Origin of the sequence: Cryobacterium psychrophilum (assembly GCF_004365915.1) — a bacterium.
In the GTDB taxonomy this organism is placed as follows: Bacteria; Actinomycetota; Actinomycetes; order Actinomycetales; family Microbacteriaceae; genus Cryobacterium; species Cryobacterium psychrophilum.
The window spans coordinates 3,369,059-3,390,847 of the sequence record NZ_SODI01000001.1; the positions used below are offsets into that span (position 1 = coordinate 3,369,059).

Annotated in this window: 21 protein-coding genes; 13 read left to right on the top strand and 8 right to left on the bottom strand. The window is 64.6% G+C overall.

The annotated features are described in order from the left end of the window. Positions 1-5: 5 nt before the first annotated feature. Together EDD25_RS15880 and exaC are read right to left on the bottom strand one after the other, a co-directional pair. Positions 6-407 carry a DUF779 domain-containing protein gene (locus EDD25_RS15880; RefSeq protein WP_241986394.1) on the bottom strand — a complete coding sequence of 134 codons (402 nt, stop codon included), beginning with the start codon at positions 405-407 and terminating at the stop codon, positions 6-8. Positions 408-568: 161 nt separating this feature from the next. Continuing rightward, a complete protein-coding gene (gene exaC / locus EDD25_RS15885) occupies positions 569-2,092 on the bottom strand; it encodes an acetaldehyde dehydrogenase ExaC (RefSeq protein WP_134174685.1) in 1,524 nt (507 codons plus the stop codon). A gap of 142 nt (positions 2,093-2,234) precedes the next feature. Between exaC and EDD25_RS15890 the strand changes: the two genes are divergently transcribed. Next, on the top strand, positions 2,235-3,740 hold the full coding sequence (locus tag EDD25_RS15890; protein ID WP_166671328.1) for a DUF222 domain-containing protein: 1,506 nt from the start codon (positions 2,235-2,237) through the stop codon (positions 3,738-3,740). 34 nt (positions 3,741-3,774) lie between these two features. Here the strand turns inward: EDD25_RS15890 and EDD25_RS15895 are convergent, their stop codons facing one another. Beyond that, positions 3,775-5,112 carry a GAF domain-containing protein gene (locus tag EDD25_RS15895; protein WP_241986395.1) on the bottom strand — a complete coding sequence of 446 codons (1,338 nt, stop codon included), beginning with the start codon at positions 5,110-5,112 and terminating at the stop codon, positions 3,775-3,777. Between the two features lie 174 nt (positions 5,113-5,286). Between EDD25_RS15895 and EDD25_RS15900 the strand changes: the two genes are divergently transcribed. Beyond that, positions 5,287-5,679 carry a hypothetical protein gene (locus EDD25_RS15900; protein ID WP_134174689.1) on the top strand — a complete coding sequence of 131 codons (393 nt, stop codon included), beginning with the start codon at positions 5,287-5,289 and terminating at the stop codon, positions 5,677-5,679. 178 nt (positions 5,680-5,857) lie between these two features. Here EDD25_RS15900 and EDD25_RS15905 read toward each other — a convergent pair whose 3' ends face one another. Continuing rightward, on the bottom strand, positions 5,858-6,238 hold the full coding sequence (locus tag EDD25_RS15905) for a flagellar assembly protein FliW (protein ID WP_134174691.1): 381 nt from the start codon (positions 6,236-6,238) through the stop codon (positions 5,858-5,860). Next, positions 6,235-6,702, bottom strand: a complete 468-nt coding sequence (locus EDD25_RS15910) for a flagellin (RefSeq protein WP_241986396.1) — start codon at positions 6,700-6,702, stop codon at positions 6,235-6,237. Before EDD25_RS15910 ends, EDD25_RS15905 begins: the two co-directional genes overlap by 4 nt. A 153-nt stretch (positions 6,703-6,855) precedes the next feature. Here EDD25_RS15910 and EDD25_RS15915 point away from each other — a divergent pair, with 153 nt between their 5' ends. Then, positions 6,856-8,313, top strand: a complete 1,458-nt coding sequence (locus EDD25_RS15915) for a lipase maturation factor family protein (RefSeq protein ID WP_134174693.1) — start codon at positions 6,856-6,858, stop codon at positions 8,311-8,313. Here the strand turns inward: EDD25_RS15915 and EDD25_RS15920 are convergent. Further along, entirely contained in the window at positions 8,310-8,681 is a 372-nt protein-coding gene (locus tag EDD25_RS15920; RefSeq protein WP_134174695.1) for an RNA-binding S4 domain-containing protein, read from the bottom strand. The two genes, EDD25_RS15915 and EDD25_RS15920, sit on opposite strands and share 4 nt — an antisense overlap. A 61-nt stretch (positions 8,682-8,742) precedes the next feature. Between EDD25_RS15920 and EDD25_RS15925 the strand changes: the two genes are divergently transcribed. From EDD25_RS15925 to EDD25_RS15950, 6 genes are all read left to right on the top strand, one after another. Then, on the top strand, positions 8,743-9,270 hold the full coding sequence (locus EDD25_RS15925) for an adenine phosphoribosyltransferase (RefSeq protein WP_134174697.1): 528 nt from the start codon (positions 8,743-8,745) through the stop codon (positions 9,268-9,270). Positions 9,271-9,338: 68 nt separating this feature from the next. Continuing rightward, positions 9,339-9,830 carry an NUDIX domain-containing protein gene (locus EDD25_RS15930; protein WP_134174699.1) on the top strand — a complete coding sequence of 164 codons (492 nt, stop codon included), beginning with the start codon at positions 9,339-9,341 and terminating at the stop codon, positions 9,828-9,830. Between the two features lie 79 nt (positions 9,831-9,909). Continuing rightward, a complete protein-coding gene (locus EDD25_RS15935) occupies positions 9,910-10,527 on the top strand; it encodes a CDP-alcohol phosphatidyltransferase family protein (RefSeq protein WP_243834561.1) in 618 nt (205 codons plus the stop codon). A 94-nt stretch (positions 10,528-10,621) separates the two neighbouring features. Beyond that, positions 10,622-11,035, top strand: a complete 414-nt coding sequence (locus EDD25_RS15940; RefSeq protein WP_241986401.1) for an FHA domain-containing protein — start codon at positions 10,622-10,624, stop codon at positions 11,033-11,035. Beyond that, positions 11,035-11,730 (top strand): transcriptional regulator FtsR, encoded by a 696-nt coding sequence (gene ftsR / locus EDD25_RS15945; RefSeq protein WP_134174703.1) that lies wholly within the window; start codon positions 11,035-11,037, stop codon positions 11,728-11,730. The genes EDD25_RS15940 and ftsR overlap by 1 nt, the downstream gene beginning before the upstream one ends. Before the next feature lie 175 nt (positions 11,731-11,905). Further along, a complete protein-coding gene (locus EDD25_RS15950; protein WP_134174705.1) occupies positions 11,906-12,457 on the top strand; it encodes a MerR family transcriptional regulator in 552 nt (183 codons plus the stop codon). 108 nt (positions 12,458-12,565) lie between these two features. Here EDD25_RS15950 and EDD25_RS15955 read toward each other — a convergent pair whose 3' ends face one another. Continuing rightward, positions 12,566-13,381: a ParA family protein gene (locus EDD25_RS15955; protein ID WP_134174707.1), complete on the bottom strand. Its 816-nt coding sequence runs from the start codon at positions 13,379-13,381 to the stop codon at positions 12,566-12,568. A 77-nt stretch (positions 13,382-13,458) separates the two neighbouring features. On the opposite strand from EDD25_RS15955, the gene EDD25_RS15960 reads away from it, so the two are divergent. Genes EDD25_RS15960 through EDD25_RS15970 form a run of 3 tightly spaced genes read left to right on the top strand, consistent with a single transcriptional unit; the run spans position 13,459 to position 18,785 of the window. Next, entirely contained in the window at positions 13,459-16,863 is a 3,405-nt protein-coding gene (locus EDD25_RS15960; RefSeq protein WP_134174709.1) for a pyruvate carboxylase, read from the top strand. A 34-nt stretch (positions 16,864-16,897) separates the two neighbouring features. Further along, on the top strand, positions 16,898-18,250 hold the full coding sequence (locus EDD25_RS15965; RefSeq protein ID WP_241986397.1) for a MinD/ParA family ATP-binding protein: 1,353 nt from the start codon (positions 16,898-16,900) through the stop codon (positions 18,248-18,250). A gap of 43 nt (positions 18,251-18,293) precedes the next feature. Next, positions 18,294-18,785: a peptide deformylase gene (locus tag EDD25_RS15970; RefSeq protein ID WP_134174711.1), complete on the top strand. Its 492-nt coding sequence runs from the start codon at positions 18,294-18,296 to the stop codon at positions 18,783-18,785. 12 nt (positions 18,786-18,797) lie between these two features. Here EDD25_RS15970 and EDD25_RS15975 read toward each other — a convergent pair whose 3' ends face one another. Beyond that, positions 18,798-20,630 (bottom strand): AMP-dependent synthetase/ligase, encoded by a 1,833-nt coding sequence (locus EDD25_RS15975; protein WP_134174713.1) that lies wholly within the window; start codon positions 20,628-20,630, stop codon positions 18,798-18,800. 169 nt (positions 20,631-20,799) lie between these two features. On the opposite strand from EDD25_RS15975, the gene EDD25_RS15980 reads away from it, so the two are divergent. Next, the gene (locus EDD25_RS15980) at positions 20,800-21,744 is read left to right on the top strand and encodes an ROK family glucokinase (RefSeq protein WP_134174715.1); all 945 of its coding nucleotides are present in this window, start codon (positions 20,800-20,802) and stop codon (positions 21,742-21,744) included. Positions 21,745-21,789 lie beyond the last annotated feature (45 nt).

The window sequence follows — 21,789 nt, forward strand, 5'->3', positions numbered from 1 at the left end:
CCCGCTCAGGCGAAGGGGACCGCGGTCTCCATCAGTCGGGAGCGGATGAGGAACCGCACGCCGCGCGGGGCCTCGGCCGAGAAGCCGCTTCCCCGGCCGGGAACCACATCGATCGTGAGAAAGGTGTGGCTCCAGTAGGCGAACTGCTCGGCTGACATCCAGAAGTCGATGCTCTGGGCGGGGTGGGCGGCCGGGGCGATGTCGAGCCGACCGAGCAGAACGTCCTGATCTGAGGTGATGAATTCACCGGCCATGAAACACATCGGTGCGCTGCCATCGCAGCATCCGCCCGACTGGTGAAACATGAGCGGGCCGTGCTCGGCCCACAGGCTTTGCAGCAGGTCGACGGCCACCGGGGCGAGTTCCACCCGGGGAACGGTCTCCCCGGGAATTGTGACAGAGGCCATCACGGACTCTGTGGCGAGTTCTGGCATTGCAGGCCCTTCCGACGAAGAAAATGGGGCTGTCAACGACACGTCGTCGTTGACAGCCCCCACACTAGCCGCGGCTGCTTGGAAAGCGCCCCGACCGTTCAAACTGGGTGTTCCGGTTGCAATGCGCTGCCGGTTTAGAAGAAGCCGAGCTTGTCTTCCGAGTAGGACACGAGCAAGTTCTTGGTCTGCTGGTAGTGATCGAGGGCGAGCTTGTTGTTCTCGCGTCCGATACCGGAGCTCTTGTAGCCTCCGAACGCGGCACCGGCGGGGTACGCGTGGTAGTTGTTGACCCAGACTCGTCCGGCCTGGATGTCGCGTCCGGCGCGGTACGCGACGTTTCCGTTGCGAGACCACACGCCGGCACCGAGGCCGTAGATGGTGTCATTGGCAATTGAAATGGCGTCGTCGTAGTCGGTGAAGCTCGTCACGGCGAGCACCGGGCCGAATATCTCCTCCTGGAAGATACGCATCTTGTTGTTGCCCTCGAAGACCGTCGGCTGCACATAGAAGCCGCCGCTGAGGTCCCCGCCGAGGTCGGCGCGTTCTCCGCCGAGGGCCAGCGTGGCGCCCTCCTTCTTGCCGATGTCGATGTACGACAAAATCTTCTCAAGCTGGTCGTTGCTGGCCTGTGCGCCGACCTGGGTGTCGGTGTCGAGGGGGTTGCCCTGGATCGCGAGGCTCGTGCGCTTGACGGCGTCGCCCAGGAAGCTGTCGTAGATGGACTTCTGAATCAGCGCGCGGCTCGGGGCCGTGCACACCTCGCCCTGGTTGAAGGCGAAGAGCGCGAAGCCCTCCTGAGCCTTGTCGTAGAAGGCATCGTTCTCCTGGGCCACATCGCTGAAGAAGATATTGGGGCTCTTGCCGCCGAGCTCGACGGTGGAGGGGATGATGTTGGCGCTGGCGTACTGCAGGATGAGGCGGCCGGTGGTGGTCTCTCCCGTGAACGCGATCTTACGAATGCGGTTGGAGGAGGCGAGCGGCTTTCCGGCTTCGAGGCCGAATCCGTTCACGATGTTGACGACTCCCGGGGGGAGAATGTCGCCGAGAAGCTCGATCAGAACGAGGATCGACGCGGGGGTCTGCTCGGCGGGCTTGAGCACAACGGTGTTGCCGGCGGCCAGCGCGGGAGCAAGCTTCCAGACGGCCATGAGAATGGGGAAGTTCCACGGGATGATCTGGCCCACGACGCCCAGCGGCTCGTGGAACTGGTAGGCGACGGTGTCATTGTCAAGCTGGGCGTGGTCACCGTCCTGGGCACGGATCGCGGCCGCGAAGTAGCGGAAGTGGTCGGCGGCGAGGGGAATGTCCGCGTTGAGGGTCTCGCGGATGGCCTTGCCGTTGTCCCAGGTCTCGGCGACAGAGAGCAGCTCGTTGTTGGCGTCGATCTTGTCGGCGATGCGGTTCAAGACGGCGGCACGCTCGGTGGCGCTCGTCTTGCCCCAGGCCGGAGCGGCCTTGTGCGCGGCATCCAGTGCCAGTTCGATGTCTTCCGCGGTGCCACGGGCGACCTCGGTGAACGGGCGACCGGTGACGGGGGTGATGTCTTCGAAGTATTCGCCCTTGACGGGCGCAACCCACTCGCCACCAATCCAATTTTCGTAGCGGGGCTTGAAGTTCACCTTTGCGCCCGGAGTTCCGGGGGCTGCGTATACGGTCATGACACTCCTATTCGACGACGATGTCGGGAAGGCCGCTCGTCGCGGCCTTGGTTGGGAGTCTAGGAACACCAACGTTGCGAAAGGTTGCGGTCCTCCGGAACAGCCCTCTGTCAGTGTCGGTGGGTGCTGTCACACTTGTTTCATGACAACCACCATTGACGGTGTTTTCGTTGATCTGACCGGGTCTCTGGCCCGGTCGGGTATATCCGCGGCGTCGTTCGCGGAGTTGTCCGACGACGAGTCGGAGAACACCCACCGGGCCATTGCCCAGCTCGCTCGCGAGGTCGCCAAGTACGTCGCACTGTCGGCGGCGAACGTCGCCTCCCGCTCCGACTGGGCGCTCGGCCGGGAAGGCCTCGCGCGCAAGAAGGGCTACGCCAGCGCAGAGGACTACGTCCAGGCCCTGGGTGGTGGTGGCGGCAGCACCAAAGCGGATACCCGCCGCCTGATCGAGGCCGGCACGATGGCCGCCGAAGCCGAAGCCGAAACCGCCCGGGCCAGGCAGGAGCAGGCCGACCGGCTGGCCCTGGCTCATCCGGAAGCGCCGCCGGTAGCCGTGCACACGCCGTGGTTCGCGCCGCTCGGCTCCGCCGTCACCGACGGAACCCTCAGCACCGACGCCGCCACGGCCATCCGCCGGGGCCTCGGTGAACCGGCGATCGGGGTGACCGATGAGATGCTCGCCGACGCGGTCGTCGCCCTGATCGCCGAGTGCCGCAGCGTGAACGCCGACCAGGCGGCGAAGGTGGCGCGGCAGTGCCGAGACTCCATTGATGCCGCTGGCATCGCCTCCCGCGCCGACGCCATGCGCGCCCGGCAATACCTGCGGGTCTGGGACAAGCCCGACGGGATGCTGCACGGCAGCTTCGAACTGGATCCGGAGAACGGTTCGTATTTCAAGGACTTTCTGCTGCAGATCACCGGCCCCCGCCAGGGCGGACCAAGGTTTGTGGAGAAGGGTGAGAAGGAGCGGGCGCAGCGCATCATCGCCGACCCGCGGTCAACGGACCAGATCGTCGCCGAGGCTCTGATCGAGGTGATCAAGGTCGCCGCGGCCGCCGACCCCGGCACACTGTTCGGCCGCATCCGTCCCTCGGTCAAACTCGTCATCACCGAGGCGCCAGCACCGGCCCCCGGGCCGGACACCCCGGGCCCACTACTTCTGCGGAACGGGTTCATCGAAGGAACCCCGGACGCGGTCCCGGCAACCACGATCGACCGGGTGGTGCGCAACACGGGATTCACCCCGGTGTTGTTCAGCCGAGACGGCACGGTGCTGGATGTGGGACGCGAACAGCGTCTCTTCACCCAGGCGCAACGCGCAGCACTCGCGCTCCGCGACGGCGGCTGCATGTGGCCGGACTGCCACCGACCACCCTCCTATTCCGAAGCCCATCACCTGCACGGATGGGACGCCGAAGGCGGACTCACCAACGTCGAAGACGGCATCCTGCTCTGCGCCCGCGATCACCTCCGCCTGCACAACGATCTATGGGAGATCAGACGCACGGGCACCGAGTACTGGCTGATCCCACCTCGAACGGCCGACGCAAACCGCACACCCATTCGACTGGCCAGTAAATCACGACTGAAGCTGGGCTCGCACCTCCGACCACGCCGCGTGAAATCGAGCGCGAGTTCGCACTAGTGGACCTTGTCACCAACCTGATGGCTCGGCAAACCTACGGCCGGGCGGGGGCCGGTGTCAGTTCGTCGTCGATGCGTTTCAGGCGCGCCACCACGGTGGCACGTTTGGGGGAGCGAGCCGGCAGCAGTTCGAGGCACGCGCGCCACACCTCGGTGTCCCACGTGGCCTCTTCGGAGCGCGCGTATTCGAGCAACACCTCCACTGAGGCATCCGCTAACATCGCCTCGCGCAGGCGAGCGCTGACTTCTGAGCGGATGTCGGCGATGCCGGGAGCGACGGAGTTGGGCAGAACGGAGCCGCGGTACGCACCCATCGCCACCCGGTGTGCCCCACGTTCCAGAAAGGTCAGCACGCGCTGGGCATCGATTTCGAGGGACGTTTCGAGCCGGTAGGGCCGGGAGCTGATCACCACGCGCCCCGAGAACAGTTCGAGGACCTTGCGCACGCGCACCATCTCCGCGCGGAGCGTGTCGACCGAGTAACCCTCGTCGCTCAGCAGGAGGGCGAGTCGATCTGCCGAAAGTCCCTCGCGGTGCCAAGTGAGGAGCACCAGGATCTCGGCGTGCCGGGGGCTGAGGTCCACAGACACGCTGCCGCTCTCCAGATGCCCGTGGTCGCTGCCGAGCACGTTGAGAGCTACCGGGGGAGCGGCCCGCCGCGGCGCCGCCACAATGAGCGGTGAGCGTGCTGCAGCCAATTCTCGCGGGGCGGTGCCCAGACATTGGATGCGCAGTTCTGCTTCCATCGCGGCGACGGCCGCTTCGACGAGCGGAAGAGTCTGCGGTGCCACGGCCTCGTCGCCGCCGGTGATGTCGATGACGCCGAGGATCTTGCCCGTGTGCGGGTCGTGGATGGGAACGGCGGTGCAGCTCCACGGGTGGGCGAGCAGGCTGAAATGTTCGGCACGGCGAATCTGGATCCCGCGATTGAGGGCCAGGGCGGTGCCGGGTGCGCTCGTTCCGACTCGGCGTTCAGACCAGTCCGCGCCCTCGACGAAGAGCATCTCCTCCACCTTGCCGCGCAAGACACGGTCGCCGTCGATCCAGAGCAACCGCCCTGACTCGTCGCCGATGGCCACGATGAGCTTTGACTCGAAGGCATGCCTGATCAGCAGGTTGTGCACGACCGGCAAGACGGCGGCGAGTGGATGCTGGTTGCGCAGGTCACGCAGCTCCGCGTCGGTGAGGATCCGTTCGGCGGCGACGCTGGTGGGGTCGAGGCTGAGCGAGAGGGAACGTTGCCAGGAATCCTGCACAAGTTTGCGAACTCCGGGGCCGATGAGGCGCTCGGACACGGCGGATTCGTGGGCCTTTTCCAACGCTCGTCCTTCGTCGGTGGCCTTCGAGGAGGCGGCGAGCCGAGGTCCGGTCAATGAATCCTCCGATCTGCACTGGTCGATGGCGACGCACACGATGGCACGGCGGACTGTCAGTCTAGGGGTGCGGATGAGGGGGGCGGTACGGGCTGCGAGGCATTCACAGGTACGGCCGTGAAGAAAAGCTGTGGATATCTCAGTTTCACGGAGAAAACGTTGCATTCTGGGCGCATGACGATCCTTGATGAGTCCCCGCCCGTCATCACCCGGGAAGAGGCCAGGGCGCGCGCGTTCGACCTGGTCGGGCGCGCCATTCGCTTGCAGCTGTGGGTGATGGTGCTTGATGCCCGCGGGCATCAGCTGCCGCTTCTCATCCCCATTGATGACATTCCGGCGCGTCCGGAGCCGGGCGACCTTGCCACGGCGGGTGCCAGCATGTGCGCTCTCGTGTCGGAGTACGCACCGGGCGGCAGTGTGATTCTCATCCTCGAACGGCCCGGCGCCGCACTGCTCACGGCCGCGGATCGGGAGTGGTGCGTCGAGCTCGCCTCCGCGTTCGCACTCGTTCGGATCACCGGCATCTTCGTGGCCCACGACGACGGCGTCGGTGCGCTCGAATCGTAGCTCGGGAATCCCCCTCAGCGGGACGAAATAAAATGGGCGTTGGGCTCGCCTGGCGGCCGAGAATGCGAACGTCACCCGGCCGCGCGCCCAGCGACGGCCGGCCGAGTGTGCCGGTTCCGGCGTTTGGCCGCAGCGAGGTCATGCACGCGTTGTGGCGCGGCCTGCCGCGGAAGGGTGGCTACGCGGCGGTGGTGAGCTCGGCGCGGAGGGGCCAATCCTGACCTTCAAGGATCAGCTGGGCGCAGACGCCGGTCAGCGCGTTCACGACGATGGGGGCCATCAGGTTGACGGTGGTGTTTCCTTCGCCGGGATTCACGACCACGAGCACGAGGGCATCCGCTGGCTCGGACAGAGAGAGCGAACCGGACTGCTCGGTGGAGATGTACGGGGTGTAATCGGGCAGGTACACCGCCGCGTCGAGAACGTAGAGCCGTGTGCTCGGGTTCGGCACCGCCTGCAGGGCGTACAGGCCGTTGGCGCCGTCAACCGTGGTGAGGGTGAAATCCGTCATCGGCGCGAGGCCGGGTGGGGGAGTGACGAAGGTCAGGGAGGCGGTCATCGCAGAAAATCCATCAGTGTCGGTTGCAGCACGCGGGCAGTCACGGCCAGGGCCGACTGGTAGGTCACTTCCTGGAGCTTGAGGTCCAGAATCACCTTCGCCAGGTCGATGTCCTCGACACGGGAGCGTTGGGCCTCGAGCGCACCGGACTGCTCGAGCAGCCCGCCCTGTGCCCGTTCCAATCTGGCCTGCCGGGCGCCCACCTCGGAGCGCTGCCCAATGATCGTCGCGAGGCGCGCGTCAATCGCCGTGAGCTGGTCGCTGACCGGCGTTCCGTCGCGCAGGTTGCCCACGACGGTGTCAAAGAGGGAGAAGACCGACGGGTTGCCGGCCGTGCGCCCGAGAAACGAGGTGTTGGCCACGCAGAGCAGGTCGCCCTTGAGACCGTCGAGCTCCGCGGCAATGGCTTCCTTCGCCGCGGGGGAGAGGGCGCCGTTGCCGCCCTGCATCGTGAGGTCGCGCACCTGCGTTCATGATGTTCGTCGAGGCGGCCATCGTGGGGCCGCCGGACACTGCAAGGGTATGGGCTCTTCCACCGGAGACGAGCGTACTCAGTGAATTGGCGCACGCCATTCGTGCCATTGAATTAACTCCCAGCAGCGCCTACATTGGCGCAAATGGACTGGTTCACAGCGGGTGAATACGAAATAGCACGCCAGATTCTCCAGCGAGGAGTCGCTGCCTGCTTCATGATCGCGTTCGTCTCCACCATCAAAGAGTTTCCCGCCCTCCTCGGTGAACGTGGGCTGCTGCCCGTTCCGCGATTCGTCGCCCGCGTTCCCTTTCGCCGCGCCCCGAGCATCTTCCACTGGCGCTATTCCGATTTCATGCTGCTCAGCATCTGCTGGGTGGGTGTCGTCTTCTCAGCCTTCCTCATCATCGGTATTCCCCAGCAGGGTCCGCCATGGGCGCCAATGATCGTCTTCCTGTTCCTGTGGGCGAGCTATCTGTCGATCGTGAACGTGGGCCAGACCTTCTATTCCTTCGGCTGGGAGAGCCTGCTGCTCGAGGCGGGGTTCGTTGTGGCCTTCCTCGGTTCGCCCGACGTGGCACCGCCGATCACGATCGTGATCTTCGTGCGTTGGATTGTCTTCCGCCTCGAGTTCGGCGCGGGCATGATCAAGATTCGCGGCGGCTCGGAGTGGCGGGACCTCACGGCTCTGTTCTATCATCACCAAACGCAGCCCATGCCGAACCCGGTCAGCTGGTACGTGCACCACCTGCCCCCGTGGTTCCATCGCGGCGAAGTGCTCGGAAACCACGTCGCGCAACTGCTCGTTCCGTTCTTTCTCTTCGCTCCGCAACCGATCGCATCCGTTGCCGCAGTGATCGTCATCGCCACCCAGCTCTGGCTCGTGCTGACGGGAAATTTCGCCTGGCTCAACTGGATCACCATCGTCCTCACGTTCTCGGCAATCGACGATGCAACGTTCCGGGCTGTCCTGGGCGTCGTGCCAGCGTCGGCGCCGGCCGCCGCTCCCGCCTGGTTCATGGGGAGCGTTCTGCTCGTGACCGCATTCCTGCTCGTGTTGAGCTGGGCTCCAATGCGCAACCTGTTCACCAGGGGCCAGCTGATGAATGCCAGTTTCAATCGCTATCACCTCGTCAACGCCTATGGCGCGTTCGGGACCGTCACGCGGGTCCGCTACGAGGTCATCGTCGAGGGCAACGACGACGCCGCGCCGGGACCGAACGCGGCATGGCAGGAATACGGGTTTCGCGCCAAACCGGGTGACCCGCGCCGCATGCCCCCGCAGGTGGCTCCGTACCACCTGAGACTCGATTGGCTGATGTGGTTTCTGGCCCTCGGCTCCCGCGACACCCGCTGGTTCGAAGTGTTTCTGCTGCGCCTGTTGCAGGCGGACCGAACGACGCTTCGCCTTCTCCGTCACAACCCGTACCCCGATCATCCACCGCGGTGGATCCGAGCGAGGCTGTGCGAGTACCGGTATTCGACACGGGCCGAGAAGAGAGCAACGGGTGCCTGGTGGGTACGCAGCGATGTCGGAATGCTGGTACAGCCCGTTGCCTACGAGGGCGGACCCAGCCAGGCGGGAAGAAATCTCCCGCCCTAGTAGCCGCGGAGCTCTTCGATGTCGCGGCGCTCCCGCTTGGTGGGTCGTCCGGCGCCGCGGTCCCGTGTGGGGACGAGGGCGACCTCTTCACGCGGCGGCGGAGGGGGCGTCTGGTCCACATAGCAATCGGCTGCCACGATCGCACCCACCCGCTTGACGATGAGCCGGGAAACGACGAGGATTCGATCGAAACCATCGCTTCGCACGCGTACCTCGTCGCCAATACGCAGCGATTGGGCGGCCTTGGCCTTGTCCCCGTTCACACGCACGTGCCCGGCGCGGCACGCGGCCGTGGCCATGGAACGGGTCTTGAACAGTCGAACCCCCCAGATCCAGCTGTCAACGCGTGCGGTGAGTAGGGGCTCCATGGCCCAATTCTACGGGGAGGGTCTGCGCCCTGCCCCCCCCCAACCCGCTTAGGCTTGAGCAGTGAAAACACCCGCCGCAACCCATGTGCACACCCTCTTAGCGTCCTACCCCGATTTCCCCCAGCCGGGGATTCTGTTTCAGGACCTCAACCCGGTCTTTGCAAACGCGGCAGCGTTCCGTTCCATCATCGACGAGCTATCCGACCAGCATTTCGGCCAGTTTGATGCCGTGGCCGGCATCGAGGCCCGCGGTTTTCTGCTCGCCGCAGCCGTGGGATATGCCGCCAACGTTCCCGTGCTCGCCGTACGCAAGGGCGGGAAACTGCCCGGCACCGTACTCGCCGAAGAATACGATCTCGAATACGGATCCGCGAGGCTTGAGCTCGAAATCGGGCAGCTTGAGCCCGGCACACGCGTTCTCGTGGTTGATGACGTGCTCGCCACCGGTGGAACCATCGCCGCGACAGCCCGCCTGATCGAACGTGCGGGCTACCGGCTCTCCGGCGTGGGCGTCGTTCTGGAGCTGACCGGGCTCGAGGGTCGAAGCCGCCTGGGCGATTCTGCCGTGCACGCCATCATTTCCATCTGAGACTGCCTGAGGCGACCACGGAGGACCGACCGGTTGAGAAGCGCCACCACGAGGTCCATGCTGGAGTCATGACGAGCGGCAGCGGTGATGCGTGGGTTTACGGGCCCGACGGAGGCAAATTTTGGGGACGCTTCGGCGCCGCCGGGCTCCTCGTGCACGACCCGCAGCGCGGCGTCCTCCTCCAGCACCGTGCGCTGTGGAGCCATTTCGGCGACACGTGGGGTCTACCCGGCGGTGCTCGGCATGAAGACGAGACCGCGGTCGAGGCCGCTCTGCGCGAAGCGAAAGAGGAGGCCGGCGTCCCGGCCGACCTTCTTCACGTGCGTTTCACATCGGTGCTCGACCTCGGGTTCTGGTCGTACACCACGGTGGTGGCGCAGGCCGTGAACAGCTTCGATCCCGTGATCAGCGACTCGGAGAGCATCGCCTTGCGTTGGGTTATGCCCGAAGCCGTGGCCCACTTTCCCCTCCACCCTGCGTTCGCCGCGAGCTGGCCGGCTCTCCAGCTGCGCATCATGAATCCGACTCCCGCGTCACGCCGCAACGCCGACGCGGGATGACGTGCCGCACCAGGAAGCGTGCCTTAAAATCTTCCTGATCGGAGGGCTATTAGTTCAATAATTCGCTATGCTTTTAGCTGTGACGAGGGCGGAGAGCAACGAGGTCGGCACGCAGGTTTTTACGGTGCCGAACGGCCTCAGCGCCATTCGCCTCGTTCTCGTTCCCGTCTTCCTGGTGCTGCTCGCGCAGGGTCAAGACGCCCTCGCGCTTATCGTGCTCGCCTTCTCCAGCCTCACGGATCTTCTCGATGGCTTCATCGCCCGGCGCTTCCATTCGGTGACCCGGCTCGGTCAACTGCTGGACCCCGCAGCGGACCGGCTGTACATTTTCGCTGCCCTGATCGGACTGGCGTGGCGCGATCTGGTTCCCTGGTGGTTCCTTCTGCTCGTTGTGGGGCGGGACGTATTCATGTTGGTGCTCGGGGTCGTCCTCGCCAACTTCGGATTTGGTCCCCTTCCGGTTCACCAACTGGGAAAAATTGCGACGTTCTGCCTGTTCTACGCCCTCCCCATGATCATGCTGGGGCAGGCGTTTCCCGACCTCGCGTGGTGGTCGGGGCCGGTCGGTTGGGCCTTCGGTCTATGGGGCGTTTTGCTCTATTGGTGGGCCGGAATGATTTACGCAGGTGAAACCTTCCGGGTGATTCGAATTCCACGGGTCATTGTGCCGGTTCAATCAGATACGCTGGAAACATAGGAGGTGCACCGTGGCCGATTTTGAGAATTCGAACGAGGAGCAGAACGTGCCCGTGCACAAGGAAACACCAGAATCGGTCAGCACCGACACGACCATGAACTTCGGTCAGGAGTTCGCGTCCCAGATGGCGTCGATCGACGCGAACGTCACGGTCGAGGAGCAAGAGGCCATCGCTGCCCTGCCTGCGGGGTCGGCGCTGCTGGTTGTTCGCCGTGGGCCCAATGCCGGGGCTCGTTTCCTGCTTGACGCCGACCTCACAACAGTGGGCCGTCACCCGAACGCGGATATCTTCCTCGATGATGTCACCGTGTCACGGCGGCATGCCCAGTTCTTGCGTCACGGGCGTTCCTTCGACGTGAAAGACCTCGGTTCGCTCAATGGAACGTACTATGACGGGGAACGTATCGAGACGGCGCTGCTGAGCGATGGCGCCGAGGTTCAGGTCGGAAAATTCCGTCTCACCTTCTACGCTTCCCGCCTCGACCTCTCGCACGCGGCGAGCGAATAGTGACGGCGTCCTCCGCCCAGGTGAAAACCGTGGGCGCAGCGCCGCTATTGAGCATTGGTCAGGTATTGTCTCGGCTCACGCCGGATTTTCCCGAATTGACCCCGTCGAAACTTCGCTTCCTGGAGGAGCAGGGTCTGGTTTCACCCGCACGTACGGATTCGGGTTATCGCAAATTCTGTTCGAGCGACCTGGAACGGTTGCGGTTGGTCTTGTCTATGCAACGGGACCACTATCTGCCCCTCAAGGTCATTCGCTCCTACCTGGACGATCTTGACGCCGGACTCTCGCCGACGCTTCCGGGAGGTTCGACTCCTGGGCTGTCGATGCTCTCGATCGCGCGTCGCCTGAGCCGTGAGGAGCTCCTCCGTGAAGCGGGGGCCTCTGCCGGGCTGCTGCACGACGCGGTGTCGGCGTCGATTATCCTTCCCGCCGACTATTACGGCGACAACGTGCTCAACGTGCTTCGGGCCCTTGTCGAACTGCAGCGAAGCGGCATTGAGCCTCGGCACCTGCGTGGTTTTCGCAGTGCTGCAGAGCGTGAGCTTGGCCTGATCGAAAGCGCACTGGTTCCGCTCGCGCGCAGAAAAGACGCGTCGAGTCGAGCCAAGGCCGCCGAGAAGGCCGGTGAAATCGCCGGACAGCTCGAAGTTATCCGGAGCAGCCTGATTCGATCCGCCTTGGGGCGGTTGGTATAGTCATAGGGTTGGGCCAGAGCGGCCGGCGAGCAGATTGCTACCCTTGGATCGAGCTTGTCGATATTTCGACACGGTAAGTTTCGGTGAGAATGTCAGCGGTTGCGGGCAGAGATATCGGTACCGTTAACGATAGCGATCAAAACTTCGTCGCGAAAACATCCTGGGAGGCCGTCGCATGAGTGAGCTGAGTTCTGAGGGCGACGCCTCGCGATATTCCCAGGGACTACTGTTCACCGATGGCCTGCCCCAGCTCGACGAGAATTCCGGCTATCGGGGTGCCGTGGCGGCCCGTGCCGCAGGCATCAGCTATCGCCAACTCGACTACTGGGCGCGAACTGGGCTCGTCGAACCCACGGTGCGGGGCGCAGCCGGCTCCGGCTCCCAACGGCTCTACGGCTTTCGTGACATCCTGGTGCTCAAGCTCGTCAAACGCCTTCTCGATACGGGCATCTCGCTGCAGCAGATCCGCACGGCGGTCAATCAGCTGCGCGAATCGGGCGTCGTCGACCTGGCCCAAACGACGCTGATGAGCGACGGCGCCAGCGTCTACCTGTGCACGTCAAACGATGAGGTCATTGACCTCGTCAGCCGCGGTCAGGGCGTTTTCGGCATCGCCGTCGGTAAGGTGCTTCGTGAGGTTGAAACGAGCCTGATAGAACTCGATCTGCAGGCGGCCGATCCCTCTGACGAACTCGCGGCTCGACGGTCGACGCGCAAGATCTCCTAGTTTCGCACCAGCGCCAGAGCCAGCACGGACACCCGCGCCGGCGCCGGCCGCCCGGGCGCGAAGGCACGATGTGGAGACGGTGACCGTCCCCACATCCGCTTCGGCGGTCTAGCGGGGTGCTGTGGTGTCCGCGTACTCGCCGATACGGGCGGTGCGCAGCACGCGTTCCAGCAGCTGATCGAAGTAACGGGCCATCTCCTGCGCGCTGTCGCCCGGCCAGATGTGCAGGGGCTTGGCGGCGCCCTGTGCCTGCTGCAGCGACGTGCGCTCCGGAAGCTGGGGGCTGAGCACGAGCGGGCCAAACATGTCGCGCAGCTCCTTGATTCGGAACTGGTGCTCCAGCGACGCCGTGCGTGCGCGGTTGACGATGATGCCGAGCGGCTGCAGGCGCGGGCTCAGCCCGCGGCGGATCTCTTCGATTGCACGCAGGGCACGGTCGGCAGCCGCAACGGAGAAGAGTCCCGGTTCGGTGACAACGGCCACGCGGTCGCTCGCAGCCCAGGCGGTCCGGGTGAGCGCGTTGAGGGAAGGGGCGCAGTCGATGAGGACGAGGTCGTATTCCTTCTCGACCGTGGAGAGTGCCTCTTCAAGCTTCCAGATCTCCCGGATGCTCGGGTGCGGACCGTCGAAGTTAATGGCGGACGGGCTGCCGATCATCACATCGATGGTTCCCTGGCGACCGCGCGTCCACCCGCTCGGAGCGATGGCGGCGCGGACGGTCTTTTCCTTGGGCGAAGCCAGAACATCTGCCACGTTGAGGTGCCCGGCGACTTCGATGTCCATCCCGGTCGATACGTCCGACTGGGGATCCAGATCAACAACCAGTGTTCGTACACCGCGGGCGAAGGCTGCAGAAGCAAGACCAAGGGTCACCGTGGTCTTTCCTACACCTCCCTTGAGGGAGCTAACGCTGAGTACATGCACAAGTAGACACGTTACCTTCAGTAGTCTGGGAGAACCTAACCGTTAGCTGTATGCCGGTTCACGTTCGAAAGGTCTGCATGTTTAAGAAGATCCTTGTTGCCAACCGCGGCGAAATTGCGATCCGTGCTTTTCGCGCGGCCGTTGAGCTCGGAGCAAAGACTGTTGCCGTTTTCCCGTTTGAAGATCGCAACTCCCTGCACCGCCTGAAGGCCGACGAGGCTTATCAGATCGGAGAGGTCGGCCATCCGGTCCGTGCGTACCTCAATGTGGAGGAGATTGTCCGCGTTGCACGCGAGTCCGGCGCCGATGCGATCTACCCGGGTTACGGTTTCCTGTCCGAGAACCCCGAGCTCGCTGAAGCCGCTCGCGCTGCGGGCATCACGTTCATCGGCCCGGGCGCCGACGTGCTTGAGATGGCTGGTAACAAGGTCACGGCCAAGGAACACGCCATCGCCGCGGGTGTACCCGTGCTGAAATCGACGCAACCGTCTCAGGACGTGGAGTTGCTCATCAGCCAGGCCGACGAGATCGGCTTCCCCATCTTTGCGAAGGCCGTAGCCGGCGGAGGTGGGCGTGGCATGCGCCGCGTGGAGAGCAAGGCCCAGCTGCGTGGCTCCCTCGAAGAGGCCATGCGCGAAGCCAACAGCGCGTTCGGTGATCCGACGATGTTCCTCGAGGCTGCGGTGCTTCGGCCCCGCCACATCGAGGTGCAGATCCTCGCCGATGCAACCGGTGAGACCGTGCACCTGTTTGAACGCGACTGCTCGGTACAGCGCCGTCACCAGAAGGTCGTGGAGATTGCCCCGGCACCGAACCTGACCGAGGAAATCCGCGTCAAGCTCCACGCGGATGCGATCAAGTTCGCCCGGTCGATCGGCTACGTCAATGCGGGGACCGTCGAGTTCCTTCTGGACACCGTCGGTGAACGCGCCGGCCAGCACGTTTTCATTGAGATGAACCCGCGCATCCAGGTTGAGCACACCGTCACCGAAGAGGTAACGGACATCGACCTCGTGCAGTCGCAGATTCGCATCGCGGCGGGGGAAACCCTCGCCGAGCTGGGCCTGACGCAGGACAAGATCCAGCTGCACGGTGCTGCCCTGCAGTGCCGCATCACGACCGAAGACCCCGCCTCCGGGTTTCGACCCGATACCGGCAAGATCACCACCTACCGTTCTCCCGGAGGCGCCGGCATCCGTTTGGATGGTGGAACCATCAACCCCGGCACGCAGATCAGCCCGCACTTCGACTCGATGCTCGCCAAGCTCACCTGTCGTGGCCGCGACTACGCGAGCGCCGTCAGGCGTTCCAAGCGTGCCCTCGCCGAATTCCGCATCCGCGGTGTGTCCACGAACATCTCGTTCCTGCAGGCCGTTCTCGACGACCCCGACTTCGCCGCAGGCGACCTGAGCACCTCGTTCATCGACGAGCGTCCGGAGCTGCTGCGCACCCCCGCCTCCAAGGACCGCGGAACCAAGATCGTCAACTGGCTCGCTGACGTCACGGTGAACCAGCCCAACGGCGCACGCGTCACCGCGGTCACGCCGGCCGAGAAACTGCCGGTCCTCGACCTCAGCACCGAGGCTCCGAGCGGTTCGCGTCAGCAGCTGCAGCTGCTGGGACCGACCAAGTTCGCTGCCGCGCTGCGCGCCCAGACGGCTCTGGCTGTCACCGACACGACCTTCAGGGACGCGCACCAGTCGTTGCTGGCCACCCGGGTCCGCACGAAGGACCTCGTCGCCGTTGCGCCGTACGTGGCGCGCCTCACCCCGCAACTGCTGTCCGTCGAGGCCTGGGGCGGTGCCACCTATGACGTGGCCCTGCGCTTCCTCGGCGAAGACCCCTGGGAACGTCTCGCCGCCCTGCGCGAGGCGCTGCCGAACATCAACATCCAGATGCTCCTGCGCGGTCGCAACACGGTGGGCTACACGCCATACCCGACCGAGGTGACGGATGCCTTCGTGCGCGAGGCCTCAGACACCGGCGTCGACATCTTCCGCATCTTTGACGCCCTCAATGACGTGTCGCAGATGCGCCCCGCCATCGACGCGGTTCTCGAAACCGGAACCGCGCTGGCGGAGGTGGCCGTGTGCTACACGGGTGACCTGCTGAATCCGGCGGAAGACCTGTACACGCTTGACTACTACCTGCGCCTCGCGGAACAAATCGTAGAGTCCGGGGCTCACGTCCTGGCCATCAAGGACATGGCCGGACTGCTGCGGCCGAGCGCCGCAGAGAAGCTCGTCACGGCCTTCCGCGAGCGGTTTGACCTCCCCGTTCACGTGCATACCCACGACACGCCTGGCGGCCAGCTCGCGACCCTCCTGGCCGCGGCTCGTGCCGGAGCGGACGCCGTTGACGTTGCGAGTGCACCGATGGCCGGAACGACAAGCCAGCCCTCGGCATCCTCCCTCGTTGCCGCCCTCGCCCACACCGAGCGAGATACAGGCATCTCGCTCACGAGCGTCACCGACCTCGAACCGTACTGGGAGGCCGTGCGCAACGTTTACCGTCCGTTCGAGTCCGGGCTATCGGCGCCCACCGGCCGCGTGTACACGCATGAGATCCCCGGCGGCCAGCTGTCGAACCTGCGCACGCAGGCCGTCGCCCTCGGACTGTCCGATCACTTCGAGCTTATCGAGGACATGTACGCCGCGGCGAACAAGATTCTCGGACGCGTTCCCAAGGTCACCCCCTCGTCCAAGGTCGTCGGCGACCTCGCGCTGTACCTCGCGGCGGTGAAAGCCGACCCGGCCGACTTCGAAGCGAACCCGGATAAGTACGACGTGCCCGACTCCGTTGTGGGTTTCATGGCCGGCGAACTGGGCGACCTGCCTGGTGGCTGGCCGGAACCCTTCCGCACGAAGGTGCTCGCCGGTCGCACGATTCGTAGCGGTGTGACGGAGATTTCGGACGCGGAGCGCACAGCGCTGAACATGGACAGCACGACCCGTCGCACCATGCTCAACCAGCTTCTCTTCCCGGCGCCGACCCGCCAATTCGAGCAGATCCGTGAACTCTTCGGCGACCTGTCGGTGATCGACACGGTCGATTACCTCTACGGTCTGCAGCAGGGGCAGGAGCACGCCGTGGATATCGCACAGGGTGTCCGCCTCTATGTGGGCCTTGAAGCCATCGGTGAAGCCGATGACAAGGGCATCCGCACGGTCATGACCATGCTCAATGGCCAGCTTCGCCCCGTGTTCGTGCGGGACCGCAGCATCAAGGTTGAAGCGCGCGTCGCCGAGAAGGCCGACGCCAACCAGCCGGGACAGATCGCGGCTCCGTTCTCCGGAGTGGTCACGCTCCAGATTGAGGACGGTGCGGATGTCACGGCGGGACAGGCCGTCGCGAGCATCGAAGCGATGAAGATGGAAGCGGCGATCACCTCTCCGATCGCCGGCTACATCGAGCGAATTGCCATCCCGAAGACCCAGCAGGTCGAAGCCGGTGACCTGCTCGTGGTGGTTCGTCCGCGCTAGGCTCAGTGCCGCTCACCGAGGAATAGAGTCAGTTTTGGCAGATCAGCACGACGATGCAGAGGGCATAGACCCTGTGCGCGGAACTCCCGGTACTCCTCGGGGGCGCGATGGCGCACCCGAGGAGTACCACAGTGACCTCCCGCCGCATACGGTCGACAACCTTGCCGCCGTGCTGCCCGGTAGCCTCGGCGCACCCGTCACAGCCGCCGTAAAGCCTCGGCGGGCGCTCAGCGGGGCGGCCGAGGATCGCGCGCGCCTCGCCACGCACACGGTCGAGATCGGCGCGTCCGCCGTGCCGCGACCGGTTCGGGCATCCACCGCCAGTAGCGCCACCCTGACCTCGGCACAGGCGAGAACGGATGCCATCGTGCCGGGACGCCGCGACCGGTCTCGTTCCGACACCGAGGGTCGGCAGCGCGACGAGCCCGACTTTGCTGTGCAGCCGGAGTCGGCTGGAATGTTGACCCCCGAACGGCTGCTTACAGTCAATCGAACGACCCGCCGTGCGCCTCGGGGCGCCTGGAACCAGTTCGTGTATGCGGCGTCCCTGCACCTCGTCAATCTGGGCGACTCGGCGGCGGTTCAGGCGGAGACGGCTCTCGAGGACCGCATTCGCAAACAATTTGAAGGCGGCACCCGGTTCGTCCCCATCCTCACTCGCAAGGGTGGCGTTGGGAAAACAACGGTGACGGCTCTGCTCGGAATGGCGCTTGCGGACGTGCGTGACGACCGGATCATTGCCATTGACGCCAACCCCGATCGCGGCACGCTCTCCGAACGGGTGGCCCAGCAGACAACGTCGACCGTGCGGGATGTCGTCACCCAGGGGGCATCGATCGGGAACTTCACTGACTTTTCAACGTTCGTTTCCCGCGACGAAACCCGGCTCGACATCCTGGCGTCCGATACCGACCCGATGCTCTCCGAGGCCTTCGACGAGAACGACTACAACGTGGTCGCCGACCTGGCGGCACGCTACTATTCGATCTCGCTCACCGACTGTGGCACCGGGATCGTGCATTCGGTGATGCGCGCGACCCTGCTTCGTGCGGATTCCATCGTCATCGTGTCGGGCGGGAGCGTCGACGAGGCGCGACTGGCGTCGGAGACCCTCACCTGGCTCGAAGCCAACGGATACCGGGATCTCGTGAAGAATGCCGTCGTGGCACTCAACACGGCGACACAGGGCACGAACCTGGTGCGGCTGGAGGAAATCGAATCGCACTTCCGATCCCGTGTCCGCGAGATCGTTCGCATCCCCTACGACCCGCAACTCGCGGCCGGCAGCGCCGTGTCATACGCGGACCTGAAGCCGATCACCCGCCTGGCGGCCCGGACGCTCGCGGCCCTTGTCGTCGAGGGACTCCCCGTCCGGCGCATCGATTAGGCGACCCACCTGTCAGTTAACCACCAGCATTGGAAGTTCCACTGTGCCTGAACGCCAGATTCGTCTCTTCGGAGACCCGGTCCTGAAAACGGTCTCCGACCCGATCCTCGTCATTGACGACCGGGTCCGAAGCCTCGTGCAGGATCTGGTTGACAGCGTGCAGCTGCCGGGCCGCGCGGGCGTCGCCGCCGCACAAATCGGCGTCAACCTGCGTGCCTTCAGCTACAGCGTGGATGGCACAGTCGGCTACATTCTCAATCCCACGCTCGTCGAGCTCTCCGGTGAGCCCGAGCTTGTCGACGAGGGCTGCCTCTCGGTTCCCGGCCTCTGGTACCCGACGAAGCGCTATCCGTTTGCGCGGGCCACAGGCATCGACCTTGAGGGTGAGCCCCTGGAGCTGTCCGGGACCGGCATCATGGCGCAGGCGCTCCAGCATGAAACGGACCACCTTGATGGCCTCTTGTACCTGGACCGGCTCGACAAGGAGAATCGTCGAGCGGCCATGAAGGAGATTCGCGAGTCCGCTTGGTTCTGATCCTGACCGGGACTAATCGCGCAGCGAGAAGCCTTCGGTGATGGGGGAGCCCGCGTAGAGGCGATCAATCTCATCGGCGAAGTCCCGCAGGATGATGTTGCGCTTGATGCTCATCTTGGGCGTCAGGTGTCCACTCTCTTCCGTGAGCTCCATGGGAAGCACCACGAACTTGCGAATCGACTCCGCACGCGACACCGTGTCGTTGGCTCGGTCCACGGCGCGCTGCACCTCGGCCAGGACCAGGAGATTGACGGCGGCTTCCGCCAGGCTCATCCCCGCGTCGCCCTTGTTGTTGTTGAGCCACACCGGCAACATATCGGGGTCGAGGGTGACGATGGCGGCAATGAACGGTTTCTGGTCGCCGACAACAATGACCTGACCAACCAAAGGGTTGGACCGGATGGGATCCTCGAGTGCGGCTGGTGCCACATTCTTGCCCCCTGCGGTGACAATGATCTCTTTCTTGCGACCCGTGATGGTCAGGAATCCGTCGTCGTCGAACTGCCCAATATCGCCGGTCTTGAGCCAGCCGTCGTCAAAAGTTTCCTGGGTCGCCTGCGGGTTCTTCCAATACTCCTTGAAGACGTTGACGCCCTTCACCTGGATCTCCCCGTCCTCCACGACGCGCACGGATACACCGGGGAGGGGCGGACCGACCGTGCCGATCTTTGCCCGGGTTGCGAGGCTGACCGTGGCTGGGGCCGTGGTCTCCGTGAGTCCATAGCCCTCGAGAATCACGATGCCGAGGCTGTGGAAGAAATGTCCCAGGTGCGCGCCGAGCGGAGCGGACCCGGACACCGCGTAGCGAACGTTGCCGCCCATCGCCTCGCGAAGCTTGCTGTAGACGAGGCGATCGAAGAGGGCGAATTTGATCTTCATGCCCAAAGGAATCGACTCGCCGGCCTGAAGGGCCTTGGAATGCGCCACGGCGACAGCGACAGCGGCCGTGAAAATTTTGCCCTTGCCACCGGCTTCGGCCTTCTGGCCGGCCGAGTTATAGACCTTCTCGAACACGCGGGGGACAGCCAGCAGGAAGGTGGGCTTGAAACTTCCGAGGGAGGGCAGAAGCTGGCGGGTGTCCGGCTGATGTCCCACCCGCACGCCGGCATGCACGCTCAATATGGCAATGAAACGCGCGAAAATGTGTGCCGTCGTGATGAACAGGAGAGTCGATGCGCCGTTCGGGTCGGAGAGCACCTCTTTGAGCGCGACCGCTGCATTGCGGCTGGTTTCCACGAAGTTCGCGTGAGTGAGAACGCATCCCTTGGGTTTTCCCGTGGAACCGGAGGTGTAGATGAGGGTTGCCATGTCGTCTCCGACGGCGAGATTACGTCGGTTTTCGATCTCGGCGTCGGGGACGTCAACGCCCGCGGCGACGAGCTTGTCGAGGTCACCGAGGTCAATCTGCCAGACCTGAGCGACGTTGGGAAGGTCAGCGTGCACCTCATCGAAACGCGCGAAGTGATCGGCCGTCTCCAGGATGATGGCGGTCGCGCCGGAGTCGCTGAGGTTCCAGTGCACCTGGCTGGGGGAGCTCGTGTCGTAGACGGGCACCAGGATGGCGCCGGCGAACCACGTCGCGAAATCGATGAGTGTCCATTCGTAGCGCGTCTTGCACACGAGGCCGATCTTGTCTCCGGGCTGGATTCCTGCGGCGACGAGGCCCTTGGCCAGGGCGATGACCTGGGAATAAAATTCCTTCACCGTGACGGGAAGCCATCCGCTCGCGTTCGGCAACGAAAAGAGCACGAGGTCCGGCGTGGCTTTGAGGCGCTCGACGAGGAGGTCTGTGGCGTTGGCGCTCGGGTCAGCGGCCACAACGGCTGGTGTGTCGAATTGCTTCACGGTAACTCCCTTGGTACCGGCGGGGCGCACTTCGTTTGCCCCGCGGATGTTGGCGGTGATCTGGTGCTTCGCTGCACGACGGGCTGCTTAAGTACACTCTAGGTGGTGCAGTGTGTGCCTGCTAGGTCGCCACGCCCGCTCCCTCCTGCCCGCAACGAAAGGTGCTGCCATGCACGCCATTGGAATTGATATTGGGGGCACCAAGATCGCTGGTGCGCTTGTTGATGAAAACGGAGTTATTCTTCGTTCTGACCGCCAACCCACAAATCCCAACGATCCAGGCGAGATCGAGGACGTGGTTGTGGCGATGATCACCAGTCTCGGGCTGGGCGAGGACGTTGTCGCCGCCGGAGTGGCGGCGGCGGGCTTCATCGATGCCGCACAGTCCACTGTGTACTACGCCCCCAACATTCACTGGCGTAACGAGCCCTTCCGCGCCAAGCTTGAGGCGAGGGTCGACCTGCCGATCATCATCGAGAACGACGCGAACGCGGCGGGCTGGGCTGAATTCCGTTATGGGGCCGGCCGTGACTTCACCGACATGGTCACGCTCACCATCGGCACGGGGGTCGGGGGCGCGATTGTGGCCAACGGCAGCCTGTTCCGGGGCGGGTTCGGCGCCGGCGCTGAATTGGGTCATCTGCGCTTGGTTCCCGACGGGCTGCCCTGCGGGTGTGGGGCCCGAGGATGCATCGAACAGTACGGGTCGGGCCGAGCCTTGCTGCGCATCGCCAATGAAATTGCCGACGCCGGCTCACTGGGGGCGGATCTCGCGGCTGCACGGGCGCGCCACGGGAAGCTCACCGGAAAGGAGGTCGGACGCCTCATCGAGCTCGGCGACCCGGGCGCGGTCGCCGCACTGCGGACGATCGGCGAGTCCCTGGGCGAGGCCTGCGCGAGCCTGGGCGCCGTTCTGGACCCCCAGGTCTTCGTTTTCGGTGGGGGAGTCGCCGCCGCCGGAGACCTGCTTCTTGAACCGATACGCGCGGCGTACCTCGAGCACCTGCCGGCGCGGGGGTATCATCCCGAAGCAGCCTTTGCGATCGCGCAGCTCGTCAACAACGCGGGTGTGGTGGGTGCCGCGGACCTCGCGCGAATCGCCGCCCTGCGCTGAGAGCGCTACGGCGCTGATTGCGCGTGCTGAAGTGGCGATGACACT

Bases quoted from the DNA above. Each gene is read 5' to 3' on its own strand.
- exaC (WP_134174685.1), bottom strand. From the start codon at position 2,092: ATGACCGTATACGCAGCCCCCGGAACTCCGGGCGCAAAGGTGAACTTC.
- EDD25_RS15915 (WP_134174693.1), top strand. From the start codon at position 6,856: ATGGACTGGTTCACAGCGGGTGAATACGAAATAGCACGCCAGATTCTC.
- EDD25_RS15890 (WP_166671328.1), top strand. From the start codon at position 2,235: ATGACAACCACCATTGACGGTGTTTTCGTTGATCTGACCGGGTCTCTG.
- EDD25_RS15980 (WP_134174715.1), top strand. From the start codon at position 20,800: ATGCACGCCATTGGAATTGATATTGGGGGCACCAAGATCGCTGGTGCG.
- EDD25_RS15880 (WP_241986394.1), bottom strand. From the start codon at position 407: ATGGCCTCTGTCACAATTCCCGGGGAGACCGTTCCCCGGGTGGAACTC.
- EDD25_RS15930 (WP_134174699.1), top strand. From the start codon at position 9,339: ATGACGAGCGGCAGCGGTGATGCGTGGGTTTACGGGCCCGACGGAGGC.
- EDD25_RS15920 (WP_134174695.1), bottom strand. From the start codon at position 8,681: ATGGAGCCCCTACTCACCGCACGCGTTGACAGCTGGATCTGGGGGGTT.
- EDD25_RS15905 (WP_134174691.1), bottom strand. From the start codon at position 6,238: ATGACCGCCTCCCTGACCTTCGTCACTCCCCCACCCGGCCTCGCGCCG.
- EDD25_RS15960 (WP_134174709.1), top strand. From the start codon at position 13,459: ATGTTTAAGAAGATCCTTGTTGCCAACCGCGGCGAAATTGCGATCCGT.
- EDD25_RS15950 (WP_134174705.1), top strand. From the start codon at position 11,906: ATGAGTGAGCTGAGTTCTGAGGGCGACGCCTCGCGATATTCCCAGGGA.
- EDD25_RS15900 (WP_134174689.1), top strand. From the start codon at position 5,287: ATGACGATCCTTGATGAGTCCCCGCCCGTCATCACCCGGGAAGAGGCC.
- EDD25_RS15940 (WP_241986401.1), top strand. From the start codon at position 10,622: ATGAACTTCGGTCAGGAGTTCGCGTCCCAGATGGCGTCGATCGACGCG.